Below are 16,924 nucleotides of genomic sequence, written 5' to 3' on the forward strand. Positions count from 1 at the left end.
GAGAGGCGGAAGGCCGCCTCTCCACAGGGCCGCGCCTGGCGGCCCTTCAGTTTAGCGGTATTCGCCGGCGTATTTTTCCACCAGGGCAATGTTGCCCTTGGTCACGAAACCCGGGCCGGAGTTGATGGAGTTGCCCGGAACCACGCCGTAACGAGCCAGGTTCGTCAGGATGACGACCGGCAGGTAGCCCTGCAGGTAAGGCTGCTGGTCGATGGCAAAGGCGATCACGTCGCCTTTGATGGCTTCAGCGATTTCACCGGAAAGGTCAAAGGTGCCGAAGTGGATGGTGCCGGACTTGCCCATGTCTTCCAGCGCAGCCAGCGTCGGATGCGCAGAGGTCGGGCCGAGGGTCAGGACGCCATTGGTGTCCGGGTTGCCCTGCAGGTAGGCCATGACCTTGGACTTGATTTCAGCCGGGTCCTGGCCACTGTCGATCATCTGGCCGCCCAGTTCGACGCCCAGTGCATCAGCATAGCCCTGGCAACGTTCAACCGAAGCCGGGTTGGTGATGTAGTGGTTCACACAAAGGAAGCTGGTGACGCCGGCCGCCTTGGCCTTTTCACCTGCACCCTTGCCGGCATCGTATTCCGGCTGGCCGACATGCATCAGAGCGCCGATTTTCTTGGACTGCTCTTCAGTGCCGGAGTTGATGGTGATGACCGGAATGCCCTTGGCGACCGCGTTGGACAGCGGGCCGCTCAGAACGTCGTAGTCGGCGATCGTCGCGATGATGCCGTTCGGGTTGGACGCAGCAGCCTGTTCGATGATGCGAGCCATGTCGGCAAGATCACCTGTCGGCGGGTTGCGGTATTCCACTTCAACGCCCATCTGGCCACCGGCAACGGTGATGGCGTTCTTGATCGTGTTCCACCAGCTGTCGCTGTCCGGTGCATGGCTGACCAGAACGAAACGTTCGCCATCAGCGGAGGCCGGAGCGGCAAGGCCGGTAAAGGCAACGGCGGCAGCCGCCATTGCAATAAGTGTCTTCTTCATGGTGTTCCTCCCAGAACGTGGACCGCGGGCCTCGAACAATCCCACCCGCGTCATCAGAAGTCTGTGGCGGCTCGGGATCGCCGTTGCCGCATTTGGAATATAAATTCCATTTTTATCGAAGCGCAACAGATTTTTTCCAGAAAGATCACAGCCTGTTCCGTTGAGCCCCCACGGAAACGGCCAGGGCAATGGCCAGGGAGAGACTTGCGGACAGCGCCCGGAACGCGCCTACGTCCAGTTCCGATACCAGTAGCTGGATTGCTTTCAGGCGCGCGAGCGGGCTGGTCACGACATCCGTAATCGCGACAATGTCAGCGCCGCTGGCACGGGCCTTGGTGGCCATGTCGATGGTCATTTCCGTGTACGGGGCGAAGGTCACCGCGATGACCGCGTCGTTCGGCCGGATCAGGTGTTCCATGTTGATGTTGGCGATGCCTGAATGGAGAACCGCCGGCACGTCCATCTTTTCGAAGGCATAGGCAAGATACGACGTGACCGGGAAGGCTCTGCGGAAGCCGATCATGTGAATCGTCTCGGCACGGGCCAGCACATCGACTGCCTGTTGAAGCGCGGTCGGGTCGACGGTTGTCAGCAGGTTTTCCAGCGAAGAACGGCCAACCTCGACGAATTCGGCCAAGAGCGCAGAAGGGGACTCGGTGCCGTGCTCGCGCAGTTTGGCGAGGCGGGTGGCGTAGTCCGGCCATTTCTGGGAATAGTCCGAGCGGAACAGTTTCTGCATTTGCGAAAAACCGGAAAAGCCCATTTCCTGGCAGAAACGCATCACGGCGGACGGCTGAACGTCGGCGCCTTCGGCAAGTTCGGCAACCGTGGAAACCGCCACCTTGTCCGGATTGGCGGCGATGTAGTTCGCGAATTGTTTCAGGCGCTTGGGCAGTCTTTCGGCGGTGCTGCCGAGCCGGGCAAAAAACGCATCGATCGACTGCGGCGGCGCAAGGATTTCGGCGGTGGCGAGATTGGGTTCATTTTCTGGATCGGGCGAGGCGTCATTCATTGTCTTCTTCTTTTCCGGCTTGACACATTCCGTCGAAAATGATTTTGGAATTTTTATTCTAAATTGGCAAGCGCTGGTTCAAACCGCTCTGCCACATGTCATCCGGGAGGAAGTATCATGGCCGTCAATGTCGCCCTGCTTGGGGCTGGACGTATCGGTAAAGTGCACGCAAAGGCCGTTGGCGCGGCCGCCGGTGCGACGCTCGTCGCTGTTGCGGACGCCTTCCCGGAAGCCGCCGAAACGCTTGCAGCCGCCTATGGCGCCCGTGTCAGCACGATCGACGAGATCGCTGCCGCCGGAGATGTCGACGCGGTGATCATCTGCACGCCGACCGACACCCATGCCGATCTGATCGAGAAGTTCGCACGCGCAGGCAAGGCGATCTTCTGCGAAAAGCCGGTCGATCTGTCGCTGGACCGGGTGAAAGCCTGCCTGAAGACGGTAGAAGACCTTGGCGCAACCTTGATGCTGGGGTTCAACCGCCGTTTCGATCCGCATTTCCGCGCCGTGCGCGCAGCCATTGACGAAGGGCGGATTGGCGACGTGGAAATGGTGCAGATCACCTCGCGCGATCCGGGTGCGCCGCCGCCATCCTACATCACGTCGTCCGGCGGCATCTTCCGTGACATGACCATCCATGACTTCGACATGGCCCGGTTCCTGCTCGGCGATGAAGTCACGACCGTCTACGCGACGGCGTCGGTTCTGGTCGATCCGGAAATCGGCAAGCTCGGCGATTACGACAGTGCGATGGTGGTGCTGACGACGGCGTCCGGCAAGCAATGCTCCATCTCCAATTCCCGCCGGGCAACCTATGGCTACGACCAGCGCATCGAGGTGCATGGCTCCAAGGGTGTGGTGAGTGCGGAAAACCAGCGTCCGGTATCCATCGAAGTGGCAACCGAAGCCGGATACACCCGTCCGCCGCTGCATGATTTCTTCATGACCCGCTACACGGAAGCCTATGCGGCTGAAATCACCGCTTTCGTCGAGGCTATCGAAACCGGTAGTGCGCCGTCACCGAGTGGCGAGGACGGATTGAAGGCACTCGCCCTGGCTGAAGCTGCCCTCAAGTCCATCGCCGAACGCCGCGCCGTCGGCATGGACGAAGTCTGAGCGTCAGAACCACTATGACCTCATCCTGAGGAGGACCGTCTGGTCCGTCTCGAAGGATGGGCGGCACACTCATGAGCAAGCAGCCCATCCTTCGAGACAGCGCCAAGGCGCTTCCTCAGGATGAGGTTAAAGGGCGGAACGGTCCGCTTCGTCACCTCCGGGAGGATCGGATTACATGACAAGTCTCGGTATCGGATTGATCGGCACCGGTTTCATGGGAAAGTGCCATGCGCTTGCCTATGGTTCGGTGAAAGCGGTGTTCGGCGATGTGCCGGCGACCCGCCTGGAAGTGCTGTGCGATGTTCCTGCAGAAAAGGCAGAAGCCTTTGCCGACCAGTTCGGCTTTGCTAGGGCAACGAGCGACTGGAAAGATCTGATTGCGGATCCGAAGGTCGATATCGTCTGCATCACCACACCCAACAAGGTGCACAAGGAAATGGCGCTTGCCGCGCTCGAGGCCGGCAAGCATGTGCATCTGGAAAAACCGATGGCGCTCAGCCTGGAGGACGCCAGACAGATGCTGGCTGTTGCCGAAAGAACAGGTGCGAAGACCATCGTCGGCTACAACTACCTGCATAATCCGGCGATTTCGCATGCCCGCAAACTCATCGCGGATGGCGCCATCGGCCGGATCGTGCATTTTCGCGGCATGGTCGATGAAGACTACCAGGCTGATCCAAACCTCGCCTGGACCTGGCGGGCAACCAAGGCCGATGCCGGCCTCGGCACGCTCGGCGATCTTGGCTGCCATCTGATTTCGCTCGCAACCGCGCTCGTCGGACCGGTCGAAAGCCTGGTCGCGGAGACAAGAACGGTTCATGAAACACGGCCCATGGGCAATGGCTCAAGCGAGCGGCGTCCGGTTGAAAACGAAGACATAGCTTCTGCGCTGCTGACCTTCGAAAACGGTGTCCATGGTGTCGTATCGACCTCGCGCAGTGCCTGGGGCCGCAAGAGCTACATCGGCTTCGAGGTGCATGGAACGGAAGGCATGATTACCTTTGATCAGGAGCGCATGAACGAACTCCGTCTCTATCAGAACCGGGGCGAGCTTGCCGAACAGGGTTTCAAGACGTTGCTCAGCGGGCCAGCTCATCCGCCGTACGGGCAATTCGTTCCGGCCGCCGGCCATCAGCTCGGGTTCAACGATCTGAAGGTGATAGAGGTTCATGAGTTCCTGACGGCGATTTCAGAAGGGCGCAATGCCGTGCCGTCGTTCCGGGAGGCGCTTCATTTTGAAGCGGTCATTCATGCGATTGCCGAGGCTGGAGAGACGGGCACCCGGGTGCGGGTCTCCAGAGCGGACTGACGCCGACAGCATCCCACTGTCTATCGCTCACTTTATTGTTCAATGGGCGCGAACAGGCCGGTTCCTGTTCGCGCCCTTTATCTGTTGCGGATGATCCCTATAAACTCTTGAGAATACAGACCGTTGGTTTGCCTTGCCTGGCGGGCCTTGCCGGCTCTGCGGGCTTACTCAGATCCGGGAGATCCTCTTGGCCAAGGTAATCGTTTTCTTTGCCCACCCACGACCGCACAGGTCGGAGGTGAACCTGCCGCTGTTTGAAACCGCGCGGTCGATCAAGGAGATCACAACCGTCGATCTTTATGCGGACTATCCGGATTTCAGCATCGATATCGACCGGGAACAGGACCGCCTGCGGGCTCATGACGTGGTTGTCTTCCAGCATCCGCTTTACTGGTATTCGGCTCCCGCCATCATGAAAGAGTGGCAGGATCTGGTTCTGGAACATGGCTTTGCCTATGGTCATGCCGGCAAGGCATTGCATGGCAAGGTGTTTCTGAACGCGGTCACGACCGGTGCCAAACCGGATGCCTATTCGCAAACGGGCATGAACCATGCCGAGTTGCGCAGCTTGCTGGGCCCATTCGAAAAGACGGCGGATCTGTGCGGCATGCGCTACCTTGCGCCCTTTGCGCTGTTCGGGGCCGGGCGAGCACTGGAGGAAAACCGCTTTGAGGCCCACCGCCATGCCTATGGAAAGCTTCTGAATGCTTTGGTCCGCGATCAGCTGGATCTTGCAAAGGCGGCCGTAGCGCCGGTGCTGCCGGATGACCTGGATGCGTTCCTGCTGGCAGGGGAGACGGTTTGATGGCGCTGCTCAGCGAAGCCTTCGTCTATCTGTGCGCGGCCGTCATCGCGGTGCCGATTGCCAACCGGCTTGGTCTTGGCTCCGTGCTTGGTTATCTGATCGCCGGTGTGGTGATCGGGCCTGTCATCGGCATCGTCGGGTCGGAAGCGGCCGACGTGCAACATTTTGCAGAATTCGGCGTGGTTATGATGCTGTTCCTGGTCGGGCTGGAACTGCAACCCGCCATGCTCTGGAAAATGCGCCAGCAGCTTGTCGGGCTTGGCGGCTTGCAGGTTGTCGGGACAGCGCTCATCTTTGCCGCGGCCGGTCTGGCGTTCGGTCTTCACTGGCAGAGCGCTTTGGCGCTCGGCATGATCCTGTCGCTTTCCTCCACCGCCATCGTCTTGCAGACCCTCAACGAGAAGGGCTGGCTGAAAACGCAAGGTGGGCAGAGTTCCTTCTCGGTATTGCTGACCCAGGATATCGCGGTCATTCCGATGCTGGCACTTCTTCCGTTGCTTGCCATCAGTGGCCATGGCGGGGAAGGAGCCGCGGACGGGCATGGCGAGAGTGCCGGTCATGGTGGTGAAGCTCTGGCGGCCTTGCCGGGCTGGGCACAGGCTCTTGTCATTCTGGCTGTTATTGCCGCCATCATCCTGGCAGGGCGTCATCTGCTGCGGCCTGTCTTCCGGTTCATAGCCGAAGCACGCCTGCGGGAAATCTTCACGGCAACCGCGCTGCTGCTCGTAATCGGCATCGCCCTGGTCATGGATTTTGTCGGCCTGTCGCCGGCACTCGGAACCTTTCTTGCCGGGGTTGTCCTGTCCGACAGCGACTATCGTCATGAGCTGGAAAGCGATATCGAACCCTTCAAGGGCCTGTTGCTTGGCCTGTTCTTCCTGACGGTCGGGGCGGGGATCGATTTCGACCTGCTGTTCGGTGCCCCTTTATCGATCCTTGGACTCGCGCTCGGCTTGATGGCAGTCAAGTTTCTGGTGCTGTTCCTGCTTGCAGCCCTCTTTCGCCTCACAGGGCCAGATCGGTGGCTGTTCGCGCTCGGGCTGGCACAGGCAGGGGAATTCGCTTTCGTGTTGTTCGGATTTGCCTCGGGCAGCGGGGTGCTGGAACCATCGCTGATCAAGACCATGACCCTGGTGGTGGCGATTTCCATGCTGCTGACACCCGCGTTGTTCATCTTCTACGAAAAAATCGTCGCTCCACGGGCTCTGGCGAAAGCGGATCGGGAACCGGATGTCATCGACAGGCGCGGCCGGGTCGTCGTCGCGGGCATGGGCCGGTTCGGTCAGATCGTCTCGCGACTGCTGCTGACCAGTGGCTACGACGTGATCATTCTCGATCATGACCCGCAGACGATCGAAAACCTGCGCAGGATAGGCATTCGAACCTTCTATGGGGATGCGACCCGGCCGGACCTTCTGCACGGTGCCGGGCTGGACGATGCCGACCTCTTCGTTGCCGCGCTTGATGATCGCGACAAGCAGACCGAACTGGTGGAACACGTTGCCAAGACCTATCCGAATGTCCGGATCCTCGCCCGTGCCCGGGACCGGCATCACGTCTACGAACTGGAAAATGCCGGTGCTCATTGTGCCGAGCGAGAGGTCTTCGAAGGGGCCTTGGCGCTTGGGCGCCAGGCCTTGACCGAGCTGGGGTACCATCCGTTCCGGGCGCGCACCAAGGCGAGGGAATTCCGTCATCACGACATTGCGATGCTCGATGACCTTCGCGAGAATTTCAACGACGGTGGCGTCGACACTTCCTATATCGATGCCATGCGGGCGCATTCCGAAACCCTGTTCGAAATCATGCAAGTCGACAGGGGCGGTGATCGCCCTGAAGGATCGGAGCGTGGCTGGACACCTCCCCCAAAGGGCGATGCGACGCTCTGACGGGAGGCGGAAAGCAGCGTTCCGACGAAAGAATGAGGTTTCCCCTTGGTAACCACTGCCTTTTCCCGGCTGGCAGCGGCTCCTATATGCGGGGCAAGACAGACAATGGCGCCAGCCAGACACGCGGCTGACTGCGCCGGAACAGGAACCAATCATGACTTCGCAAGACACCGACACAACCGGCCTCGATGATGTGTTGCAGATCGACATTGTTTCCGATGTCGTCTGTCCGTGGTGCATCGTCGGCTTCAAGCAGCTCGAACAGGCGATCGCAAGGACCGGCGTTACGGCCGCCATCAAATGGCATCCTTTTGAACTCAATCAGGATATGGCTGCGGAGGGAGAGAACCTGCGCGAACACATCATGCGCAAATACGGCTCCAGCGCGGAGCAGTCCCAGGCGGCGCGGGACCGGCTGACGGACCTTGGCGCGAGCCTTGGTTTCGAGTTCAACTTCACCGACGACATGCGCATGGTGAACACCTTCAAGGCGCACCAGTTGATCCATTGGGCCGGTGATAGCCGCAAGGAACACCAGTTGAAGATGGCGCTGTTCCAGGCCTATTTCGGCGACCGGAAGGACCTCAATGAGAATCAGGTTCTGGCGGATGTGGCCGAAAGCATTGGTCTCAACCGGGCCGAAGCCCTTGCCGTTCTGGAAGACGGCCGCTTTGCCGAAACCGTTCGCGCGGAAGAAGCCTTCTGGACCGGCAACGGCATTCACGGCGTTCCGGCTGTCATCTTCGAGCGTCAGCACCTGGTATCAGGCGCACAGGGCGTCGACAATTTCGCGGCCATCATCACCGAGCTGACGAAGGGCAAGGCGGCCTGACGACACAGCCTTGGAGATAACCTGTAGATCGTCCAATTTCTTCGTCATGCCATGGCTACCATGGCATCCATGCAGTTCCGGTTCCGCTCTGCAGCCTTTGTTTGCGGCACTGTCACGGCGTGGATTGCAGGATCAAGTCCTGCAATGACGGGGTGGGGGCGGTTGTTGGCGTTCTCAACTCAGCGCATCGTGATTGCGGCTGCGGTTACGAAACCCGGTCCAACCACTCGTCATGCCATGGCTCGACCATGGCATCCACACCGTTCCGGTTTCGCTCGACGGGTCTAGGTTTGCGGCACTGTCACGGCGTGGATTGCAGGATCAAGTCCTGCAATGACGGGGTGGGGGCGGTCGTTGGCGTTCTCAGCCCAGATCAACGTCCGAGAGGTGCGGTTACGAAACCCGGTCCACCCACTCGTCATGCCATTGCTCGACCATGGCATCCACGCCGTTCCGGTTTCGCTCGACGGCTCTAGGTTTGCGGCACTGTCTCGGCATGGATTGCAGGATCAAGTCCTGCAATGACGGGATGGGGACGGTTGTTGGGGTTCTCAATTCAGCGCGTCGTGACTGCGCGTGCGGTTACGAAACCCGGCCCACCCACTCGTCATGCCATGGCTCGACCATGGCATCCACGCCGTTGCGATCCCGCTCGACAGCCCTTTGTTTGCGGCACTGTCGCGGCATGGATTGCGGGATCAAGTCCTGCAATGACGGGGAGGAGGAAGAGCTCGGTTATCTAACCACTCCCAGGGTAGAACCAACTTTGCCTTACAGCTTTTCGAACAACACCCCTGCAGCTTCGATCCGACCGGCAGGTGTGTCGGCAGGCTCGGCGCCGTAATTTGTCCAAATCCTCAGACCATCGGTCACGCGGCAGCGGACACCGCCGGCAATGTCGAGCGTGTCGATCCCGGCTTCTTCGCATAGCATGGTGTAGAGGCGCTTCAGCACGGTTTCGTCACCCCAGCCACCGACATAGACGAGATGTTCCTGGCGGTAGGCTGCGGGTTGGCCGTCTTCCAGTTCCAGGATGACTTCGCCAGCACCTTCCAGTTCCTCGCGGTAGCTGGTGAAGGCGCCGCCGCCCTTAAGCGGCATCGGCATATCCGGGCGCAGGCTTTCGACCCGCGAGACCGCAAGATCGAGCCCGGGCATGTCTGGTGGCAATGGCACGGGAATGACCATGTCGGCGTTGCGGGCGGCTGTGCGCGGGCCCATCACCACCAGCGCTTCGGTTTCGGCAAGCACCTGTTTCAGGTGCTGCGGCACGTAGATCAGGCCAGGCAGGGCAACAATCTTGTAGCCGGAAAAGTCACGGGTCTCGCCGCGCAGGATATCGACCGAAAGCCCGAGCTTGCGCAGCGCCTTGTAGGTGTCGAAAACAAGCTGGAAATAGGAAAGCTCCTTGCCGTGCGGCTGGGTGGTCCAGGCGAAATCCGCGTCATAGTCGAAGATCAGTGCAACAGGTGCCTGTGGGGCCGAGACGTCAGGCGCATCGCGCAATTCGTCGGCGACCTTGCGGGCTTCTAGCAGCGCCGGCGCATCGGCATTGTCCGGGCGCAGCATGCCGGCATGCATCTGTTCCTGCGCGAAAGGCGCCTGTCGCCAACGGAAATAGCACACGGCCTCGGCCCCATGGGCATAAGCCTCCCAGGCCCAAAGCCGCATCATGCCCGGCAGAGGAGCAGGATTGTGGGGGGCCCAGTTCACCGGTCCCGGCTGTTGTTCCATCACCCACCAGCGGCCCTTGCCAACGGCACGGTAGAGATCGTGGTGGAAGGCCTGGAAGTCCGGATCGCCCTGGCGCATGAAGGCCCGCTGATGGGCGTCATCCGCGCCGACACGGTCTTCCAGAAAACCGAGCGGGTAGCTGTCCCATGTCGCGATCTCGAGATCGTCGCCGACCTTGAAGTGGTCGAAATCCGTTACGCGGCCCATGTAGTTGTGGCTGATCGGTGCGCTGGAATGCGCCCGGATGATATCGACCTGGCGCTTGTTGAAGGTAACCACCTGATCGGAGGAGAACCGCCGGAAGGCAAGTGTATGTGAGGGGTTTGGTTCGGTTACGGTCAGGTTCGGCAGGTCGATCTCGTCAAAGGAGAGATACTCCATAGACCAGAAAACGTTGCCCCAGGCGCGGTTGAGCGCCTCGATGGAGCCGTAGCGGCCCTTCAGCCAGACCCGGAACGCTTTTCGGGCAGCATCCGAATAGGAGAGAATCGTATCGTGGCAACCATATTCGTTGTCGGTCTGCCAGGCGGCGACATGCGGATTGTTGCCGTAGCGCTCGGCGACAAGCTTCACGATCCGGTCGCTCTCCTGGCGAAAGCCCTCGTGTGAAAAGCAGTAGTGGCGGCGGGAGCCGAACTTGCGGGGATTGCCGCCGGCATCGACGGCGACCATGTCCGGATGCTTGTCGACAACCCAGCGCGGCGGCGTTGCGGTCGGTGTGCCGAGCACGACCTTCAACCCGGCACGGCCGAGGGTCTCGATGGCTCTGTCCAGCCACTCGAAGTGCAAGTCACCGGGACGAGGCTCGAGGCGCGACCAGGCGAATTCACCGATGCGGATCCATGTCAGCCCGGTCTCGGCCATCCGGCGGGCATCAGCTTCCCAGATTTCTTCCGGCCAGTGTTCCGGATAATAGCAGGTGCCGAGAGTGCGTTTCATGATGGATGCTCACTGCTTGATGGTTCGGCAACGCTCATCCGGATGGTGAAGCGTTGCCACATATTCCGTGTCATCCCCGCGAAGGCGGGGCCTGAGGACCCTTCAAAGGTCCACTGAACTAGCATTTTGTCCCGGTGCTCCCAAAACTTTGCCCGGTAGATGGACGGCGGACCTGTTAGAGCAAGACCCTGTGCTCGCTCTGTCCACGAACCTTCACTTGCGCGAAATAGGTCTTGCCTTCGTGCTCGCCGGTAAGACCTTCGGCGGCGGATGTGGCAAAGAGCGTCTGCAGATCTGCCCCGCCGAATGCCGGGCAGGAAATCTGTTTTGCAGGCATGGAAACGGCCTCGGCAAATTTCCCGTCCGCATTATAGCGTGCAACGTGGTTCGCCCCCCAATGGGCGTTCCACAGGAACCCCTCGCTATCGACCACGGCGCCATCCGGATTGAACCCGTCGGCGGACAGATCGACGAACAGGGACGGCGCACCTGCTGGCCAGCCCTCGGCGTCCAGGGCGACCTTCTGAATGGTCAGGGTGTCGGTGTCAGCGAAATAGGCCGTCTTGCCGTCCGGCGAAAAACAGATCGCGTTGGAAATGGTGATGTCGGAGAACAGCTTGCGCAGCTCTCCCTTGTAATAGCGGTAGATCGATCCGGCGTTCTTTTCGGCGCCAAATCCCATGGTGCCGATCCAGAAACCTCCCTTGGGATCTGCTCTGCCGTCGTTGGACCGCGTGATTGTGTTGTCGGCCTCCAGATCGCAGATCTTTGCGGAGGCTTCCGTTTCCAGATTGAACAGGAACAGCTTCGTAGAGCTGGCGATCAGGAGTTCGGTCCGGCTGACCCAGCCTGCGGCAGAAACATATTCATCGAACTGCCAGGTTTTTTCCGTGCCGTTGTCACGGCTGAGCAGGCGCTTGTTGAGAATGTCGAACCAGAACAGCTGCTGGCGTTCGGGATGCCACAACGGGCCTTCGCCAAGGGTGCACTGGCGCTCGTCGAAAACTGTGCTCATGACATCACCTGCATGCTGCAACGGCCGCGTCGTAGGCGGCGACGATTTTTTCGGCCCGTTCGCTGACTTCGGCAACACTAACACCGGGTTTGAACAGAGCCGTTCCGATGCCGAAGCCGGCAGCCCCGGCCTTGATCCAGTCCCCGAAATTGTCCGGGCCGGCACCGCCCACGGCATAGGTCGCAGTGCCCTTCGGCAATACCGCCAGCATCGCCTTCAGTCCGTCCGGACCTATGAGCGAGGCGGGAAAGAATTTGAGGCCATCTGCCCCGCTGCGCAGCGCCGTGAAGCACTCGCTTGGTGTCATCACACCGGGAAAAGAAGACATGCCTTCGGCTTTTGTCGTCTTGATGACATCCGGATTGCAGTCGGGTGACACGATCAGCGTGCCGCCGGCGTTCTTGACGTCGCGCACCTGTTCGGGCGCCAGCACGGTGCCTGCGCCGATCTCGGCATTCGAGGAAAAGGCCTTTGCCATGGCGGCAATGCTAACAAGCGGGTCCGGCGAGTTGAGCGGAACCTCGATACGAGTGATGCCGGCGGCAATCAGGCATTCGGTAACGGGCAGAGCCTCGTCCAGGGTCAGGCCGCGCAGGATGGCTATCAGGTTACGGCTCATGAATGCTCCGGTTCGTAGAAGGAATAGGCAAGGGTCAGGCCCTTCAAGGTGATGGTTTCCGCATCGAGCTGCCTTGAGGCATGGCCGAGATGTGTCAAGGCGCTGCGATAGGCACCGGCGATCATGTCGCTGCCCAGCAGGGCCGTGTTACCAAGGTCGAAATCACGGCTGACAGCGGCCAGTTCGGCTCCGATCAGAAGCCCCGATAATCTGCCGCTTGCCTGTGCAGGGCCAAGGTCCGCGACAAGGCCGGCGGCGCGCACGCCAAACAGATCGGCAGTCAGCGCTTCGGGGGCATTGAAACTGTGTTCGGCCGCTTCGGCAAAGGCTGTGCTGTCGAGGTCATCGGCGGAAAGGCCGTGCCGCAGGACGGAGTGTTTGGACAGAAGCGCGAAGGTCTCTCCTGTCATGAAGGTGCGGAACCGCTCAATTCGTCCGTCCTGGAGAGCGACCCACTTGGTGTGCGTTCCAGGCAGGCACAAGGTGCCGGAATAGGTCTGATTTTCCGAAAGGAATCCGGCGATCTGCGTTTCCTCGCCGCGCATGACATCGGGAGGTGTGAGCTGCTTGATGCCCGGCAGGATGCGCACGTCAAGGCGCGGGTCGGCTGCATCCACCCCGGTAGCGTTCCGGATCGACGGCGGCGCGCAGGGTACGGTCATGTAGGGAGCTTCGGCCCAACCCTGCCGGGACCCGGCCATGCCGCAGACGATCACAGGTGTGACCTCACCGTCCCTCAGAAGGTCAGCGATCAGTTCGATCAGGGCAGGTTCGAAATCCTGTTTCTCCAGTCGGCCCATGCCCTTTTCGGAGCTGCGATGGGCAAGGATGCCACTGGCTTCGTCAAGCGCCCAGATGCGCAGATTGGTGGTGCCCCAATCCGCTGCGATCCAGGACGCTTTTGGATGTGTGTTCATCCCGTCACCACCACGCCGCCATCCACGACCAGCGCCTGTCCGGTCATCGCCTTGCTGGTTCTGGAGGCAAGGAAAAGCACCGGGTCAACCATGTCGTCCGGCTGCAGTTCAACCTTGAGACACTGCCGGTCGATGTGCGCTGCCAGACCTTCCGGCGTTACCCAAATGTCCTTCTGCTTCTGGGTCAGGACCCAGCCGGGCGCAATTGCGTTGACGCGGATGTTCTCCGGGCCGAATTCCCGTGCGAGGCTGCGGGTCATGCCGTTGATGCCGGAATTCGCGGTCGTGTAGACCGGGTAGCCCGCATTGCCCATCATGTAGGAGATGGACGAGAAGTTGACGATGGAGCCACCGCCGGCCGCTCGCATGCCGGCAACCACATGCTGGCAGGCAAAGAAATAGGCTTTCAGGTTGATCGCCACGGACCAGTCCCAGAACGCCTCGTCAACCTCTTCGGTCTTGTGGCGTTTGTCGTTGGCGGCATTGTTGACCAGAACCGTGATCGGGCCATGGGCTTCTGCTGCCTGATCCATGGCCGCCTTGAGGGCAGCCATGTCTGTGATGTCACAAGGCAGGTACAGCGGACGGCGACCGTATTTCTGTTCCATCTCGTCGCAGAAGGGCGCTGCGTCGGAACGCTGCACAAAGGCGACCTTCGCCCCCTGCCGCAGAAAGCCCTCCGTCAGCGCCGCGCCAATGCCGGAGCCGCCACCGGTGATGAATACCGATGCGTTGTCGAGATCCGGGTATGTTGCGTACATGGCACTTCCTCAATTGTTTTGGCGGCCTAAGCCGAAATCGGTTCGTTTTGAGTAACGTTACTCAAAGACGTTCGCCTTCCACAACCCAGACGGTTTCTGGGAACCGCCAGGGGAGCGTGAGCCCGTGGGACATCAGATATTGTCCACTGGCTTCAAGGTCTTGATGTTTCAGGAGAGGCGCACCGCGGGACAGCCGGGGCGCTTCGTCCCGATTGACGAGAGATAGCCTGTATCTGCCTTGCGGGTCCAGACCAGTCAAGCGCAACGGACGCGGCAGGATCTGGTCACTTGGTCGCGTCAGCGCGGCAAACGCAACGAACCGGCTGCCGTCGCCGGCAAGCTGCTGTTCTGCGATCACGGCCGGATCGGCGCTGTCGAGCCGCAGGATATCGGCCTGCATCATCCAGTCCCGGTTGGCTTTCCACCAGCTCGTGACATTGCGCAGCGTTTCGGCTTCGGCTTCCGTCAGCTCACGCGGGTCCATCTCGAAGCCCATGTGGCGTTGAGCCGCGGTCCAGGCGCGCAGACGAATGTCCAGCGTGCGGCCGGAAGTATGGCAGTGACGGGGCCCGACGTGAGAGCCTGTTACCAAGGCTGGCAGGAACAGGGCGGCATCGTGCTGAATACGCTGGCGTTCCAGCGCATCGTTACTGTCCGAAAGCCAGACCCGGTGCGTGCGTTCCAGGACGCCGAAGTCGATCCGCCCGCCGCCGGACGAGCAGCTCTCGATCTCCACTGCCGGAAAATCGGACCGCAGACGGTCGACCAGCTCGTAAAAGCCTTCGGCCTGTTCGGCATCGACCACGGGCAGGATGCGGTTGTGGTCCCACTTGATGTAGCCGATGTCGTTGTTTTTCAGGACGTCGGCGATGTGGTCATAAAGATAGTCGCGAACCTCCTGGTTGGACATGTCCAGCACCAGTTGCTGGCGTCCGCGGATCTGGTCTGCGTGACCGAGCACCCAGTCGGGATGAGCGCGGCAGAGGTCACTGTCCTCGTTGACCATCTCCGGTTCGAACCAGATTCCGAACTCCATGCCGAGCGCCTTGATATGGTCGATCAGCGGGGTGAGGCCGTCCGGGTACTTGCGTTTGTCGATCACCCAGTCTCCCAGAGACGAGGTGTCGTCATCCCGGTGGCCAAACCAGCCGTCGTCCAGCACAAAGCGCTCGGCGCCCAGGCCCGCCGCTTGGGAGGCGATGGCTTTGAGTTCGTCGAGGTCGTGTTTGAAATAGACCGCTTCCCAGCAATTGTAGTGGACCGGGCGGGGAGTGCGGGCTCCCTGAACCACATGGTCGCGAACATGGCGCTGGAACCGAACGGCGGTACCGTTGAAGCCGGTGGCGGAATAGGTTGCGTAGAGCGGTGCGCTGACGAAGTGGCGTCCGCTGGCAAGGCTGGCAGTGGCGTGGCCGAACTGGACCTGACGACGCCCATCGGCAAGTTCCTCGGCAACCATCTTGTGGCCCCCGGACCAGCCATAGTGAAACGCGAAAGCTTCACCGGCCGTGTTGGACGTTCCGGCATTGCAGACGACAAGCCCCGGGAAATGGGCGTGGTCCGTGCGGCCCGTGCGGTTGTCGCGGACTCGGGCACCGGGCGCAAACGGCAGGCGGCGGGTCAGGAATTCCGCGCACCAGCGGCCGGAAAACTCGATCATCTCACCGGTGTGAGCCGGGACCGGCAGAACCGGAGCCGCCAGCCAGTCGACCGTGATCTCATCGGCGCTTTCCAGCCGTGTCTGAAGCTTTAACAGGGAGGTTTCCGGTGTCAGGACGAGATCGAAGACGAGGCTGAGATCAAGGCTGTTGTCGGCAAAGACAAGCGTCAGGCCATGCTCCGAAGCGGCTTCGCTTTCGAACCGGAAACTGGGCATGAGCGGCGCGCCGGATGTGTTCCTTGCAGTCAGGCCGGTTTGCCCGGGGAAGCTTTCGGAGGCTTCCGGACACAGGCTCAGACCGGCGTTGCGGTCGACCATGCCACCGGTGACGTCGGCAAGTGCGGCTGCCGAAAGCGTCTCCAGGTTTTCGCCAGTGGGAAGGGCGGGCCCCCAGTAGACAGCTTCCGGCAATCGGTCGTCGAAGCTGGCCAGGACCAGGCTCTGTCTGTCATCTCCAAGATGCCAGCTGCGGATCATTTCACGGCTCCGAGTGTGAGGCCTGCAATAAAGTGGCGCTGCATCAGGAAGAACATGGCGACAGGCGGCAGGGCGGCCACGATGGAACCGGCGCTCATCAGGTGGTAGGCAGCACGATATTGCGCGTTGAAGGACGTGATGCCGGCGGTGACAGGCTGGCTTTCAACGCCCTGCGTCAGCACCACGGCCCAGAAGTAGTCGTTCCAGATGAAGGTGAAGATCAGCACCGACAGCGCGGCAATGGCCGGCTTCATCAGCGGCAGCACCACGTACCAGAAGATCCGCCATTCGGAGACGCCCTCAACGCGCGCGGCCTCTATCAGCTCAAACGGCAGAGCACGGATGAAGTTGCGCATGAAGAGTGTGCAGAAGCCGGTCTGGAAGGCGATGTGGAACAGAACCAGACCGGTGATGGTGTTGTAGAGGCCCATCTGCAGGGTCAGGTCGCGCACCGGCACCATCAGGATCTGGAACGGCACGAAGTTGCCCGCAACGAACATGAAGAAGAGCCAGATATTGGCCTTGAACTTGTAGATGCCGAGGGCGAAGCCGGTCATGCACGAGAGGCCAACCGCGCCGATCACCGTTGGAATGGTGATCTTGAACGAGTTCAGCAAATACTGCGGCATGTCCGAGCCGGTGAAGACCAGCGCGTAGTTGGTGAAGCCTTCGAAGGATGACGGCCAGCCCCAGTAGTTGGCGTTGGCAAAATCCGAATCCGGCTTGACCGAAAAGATGGCGACCGCGATCAGCGGCAGCAGCCACAGGATCAGCGCCAGCGGAAGCAGCGTCTGATAGGTGATCTGCCAGGGGCGGGACGTGCGTTCGATCGGTGTCGGGAACATG

14 protein-coding genes are annotated in these 16,924 nt (G+C 60.8%); 5 read left to right on the forward strand and 9 right to left on the reverse strand.

The genetic code is table 11. From position 1 onward, the window contains the following. Positions 1-51: 51 nt before the first annotated feature. Together B0E33_RS16930 and B0E33_RS16935 are read right to left on the reverse strand one after the other, a co-directional pair. On the reverse strand, positions 52-993 hold the full coding sequence (locus B0E33_RS16930; RefSeq protein WP_023003006.1) for a sugar ABC transporter substrate-binding protein: 942 nt from the start codon (positions 991-993) through the stop codon (positions 52-54). Positions 994-1,138: 145 nt separating this feature from the next. Next, entirely contained in the window at positions 1,139-2,005 is an 867-nt protein-coding gene (locus B0E33_RS16935; protein ID WP_077291829.1) for a MurR/RpiR family transcriptional regulator, read from the reverse strand. Positions 2,006-2,122: 117 nt separating this feature from the next. On the opposite strand from B0E33_RS16935, the gene iolG reads away from it, so the two are divergent. The 5 genes from iolG (at position 2,123) to B0E33_RS16960 (ending at position 7,956) form a co-directional block, all read left to right on the forward strand. Next, entirely contained in the window at positions 2,123-3,121 is a 999-nt protein-coding gene (gene iolG, locus B0E33_RS16940; RefSeq protein WP_077291830.1) for an inositol 2-dehydrogenase, read from the forward strand. Between the two features lie 175 nt (positions 3,122-3,296). Next, complete coding sequence (locus B0E33_RS16945) at positions 3,297-4,430, forward strand: Gfo/Idh/MocA family protein (RefSeq protein WP_077291831.1); 1,134 nt, start codon at positions 3,297-3,299, stop codon at positions 4,428-4,430. A 187-nt stretch (positions 4,431-4,617) separates the two neighbouring features. Further along, the gene (locus tag B0E33_RS16950) at positions 4,618-5,235 is read left to right on the forward strand and encodes an NAD(P)H-dependent oxidoreductase (RefSeq protein WP_077291832.1); all 618 of its coding nucleotides are present in this window, start codon (positions 4,618-4,620) and stop codon (positions 5,233-5,235) included. Then, positions 5,235-7,124 carry a monovalent cation:proton antiporter-2 (CPA2) family protein gene (locus B0E33_RS16955; protein WP_077291833.1) on the forward strand — a complete coding sequence of 630 codons (1,890 nt, stop codon included), beginning with the start codon at positions 5,235-5,237 and terminating at the stop codon, positions 7,122-7,124. The genes B0E33_RS16950 and B0E33_RS16955 overlap by 1 nt, the downstream gene beginning before the upstream one ends. Positions 7,125-7,278: 154 nt before the next feature. Then, on the forward strand, positions 7,279-7,956 hold the full coding sequence (locus tag B0E33_RS16960; RefSeq protein WP_077291834.1) for a DsbA family oxidoreductase: 678 nt from the start codon (positions 7,279-7,281) through the stop codon (positions 7,954-7,956). A gap of 771 nt (positions 7,957-8,727) precedes the next feature. Here the strand turns inward: B0E33_RS16960 and B0E33_RS16965 are convergent. The 7 genes from B0E33_RS16965 to B0E33_RS16995 form a co-directional block, all read right to left on the reverse strand. Further along, positions 8,728-10,629, reverse strand: a complete 1,902-nt coding sequence (locus B0E33_RS16965) for a beta-galactosidase (RefSeq protein ID WP_077291835.1) — start codon at positions 10,627-10,629, stop codon at positions 8,728-8,730. Between the two features lie 175 nt (positions 10,630-10,804). Next, positions 10,805-11,644 (reverse strand): SMP-30/gluconolactonase/LRE family protein, encoded by an 840-nt coding sequence (locus B0E33_RS16970; RefSeq protein ID WP_077293403.1) that lies wholly within the window; start codon positions 11,642-11,644, stop codon positions 10,805-10,807. 4 nt (positions 11,645-11,648) lie between these two features. Then, a complete protein-coding gene (locus B0E33_RS16975) occupies positions 11,649-12,263 on the reverse strand; it encodes a 2-dehydro-3-deoxy-6-phosphogalactonate aldolase (RefSeq protein ID WP_077291836.1) in 615 nt (204 codons plus the stop codon). After that, positions 12,260-13,180, reverse strand: a complete 921-nt coding sequence (locus B0E33_RS16980; RefSeq protein WP_077291837.1) for a 2-dehydro-3-deoxygalactonokinase — start codon at positions 13,178-13,180, stop codon at positions 12,260-12,262. Before B0E33_RS16980 ends, B0E33_RS16975 begins: the two co-directional genes overlap by 4 nt. Next, positions 13,177-13,941, reverse strand: coding sequence for an SDR family NAD(P)-dependent oxidoreductase (locus tag B0E33_RS16985; protein WP_077291838.1), 765 nt, complete (start codon positions 13,939-13,941; stop codon positions 13,177-13,179). Before B0E33_RS16985 ends, B0E33_RS16980 begins: the two co-directional genes overlap by 4 nt. Positions 13,942-14,002: 61 nt before the next feature. Next, the gene (locus B0E33_RS16990; RefSeq protein WP_077291839.1) at positions 14,003-16,078 is read right to left on the reverse strand and encodes an alpha-galactosidase; all 2,076 of its coding nucleotides are present in this window, start codon (positions 16,076-16,078) and stop codon (positions 14,003-14,005) included. Continuing rightward, on the reverse strand, positions 16,075-16,923 hold the full coding sequence (locus B0E33_RS16995; protein WP_023003019.1) for a carbohydrate ABC transporter permease: 849 nt from the start codon (positions 16,921-16,923) through the stop codon (positions 16,075-16,077). Before B0E33_RS16995 ends, B0E33_RS16990 begins: the two co-directional genes overlap by 4 nt. Between the last annotated feature and the right edge of the window lies 1 nt (position 16,924).

Origin of the sequence: Roseibium algicola (assembly GCF_001999245.1) — a bacterium.
GTDB lineage: Bacteria > Pseudomonadota > Alphaproteobacteria > Rhizobiales > Stappiaceae > Roseibium > Roseibium algicola.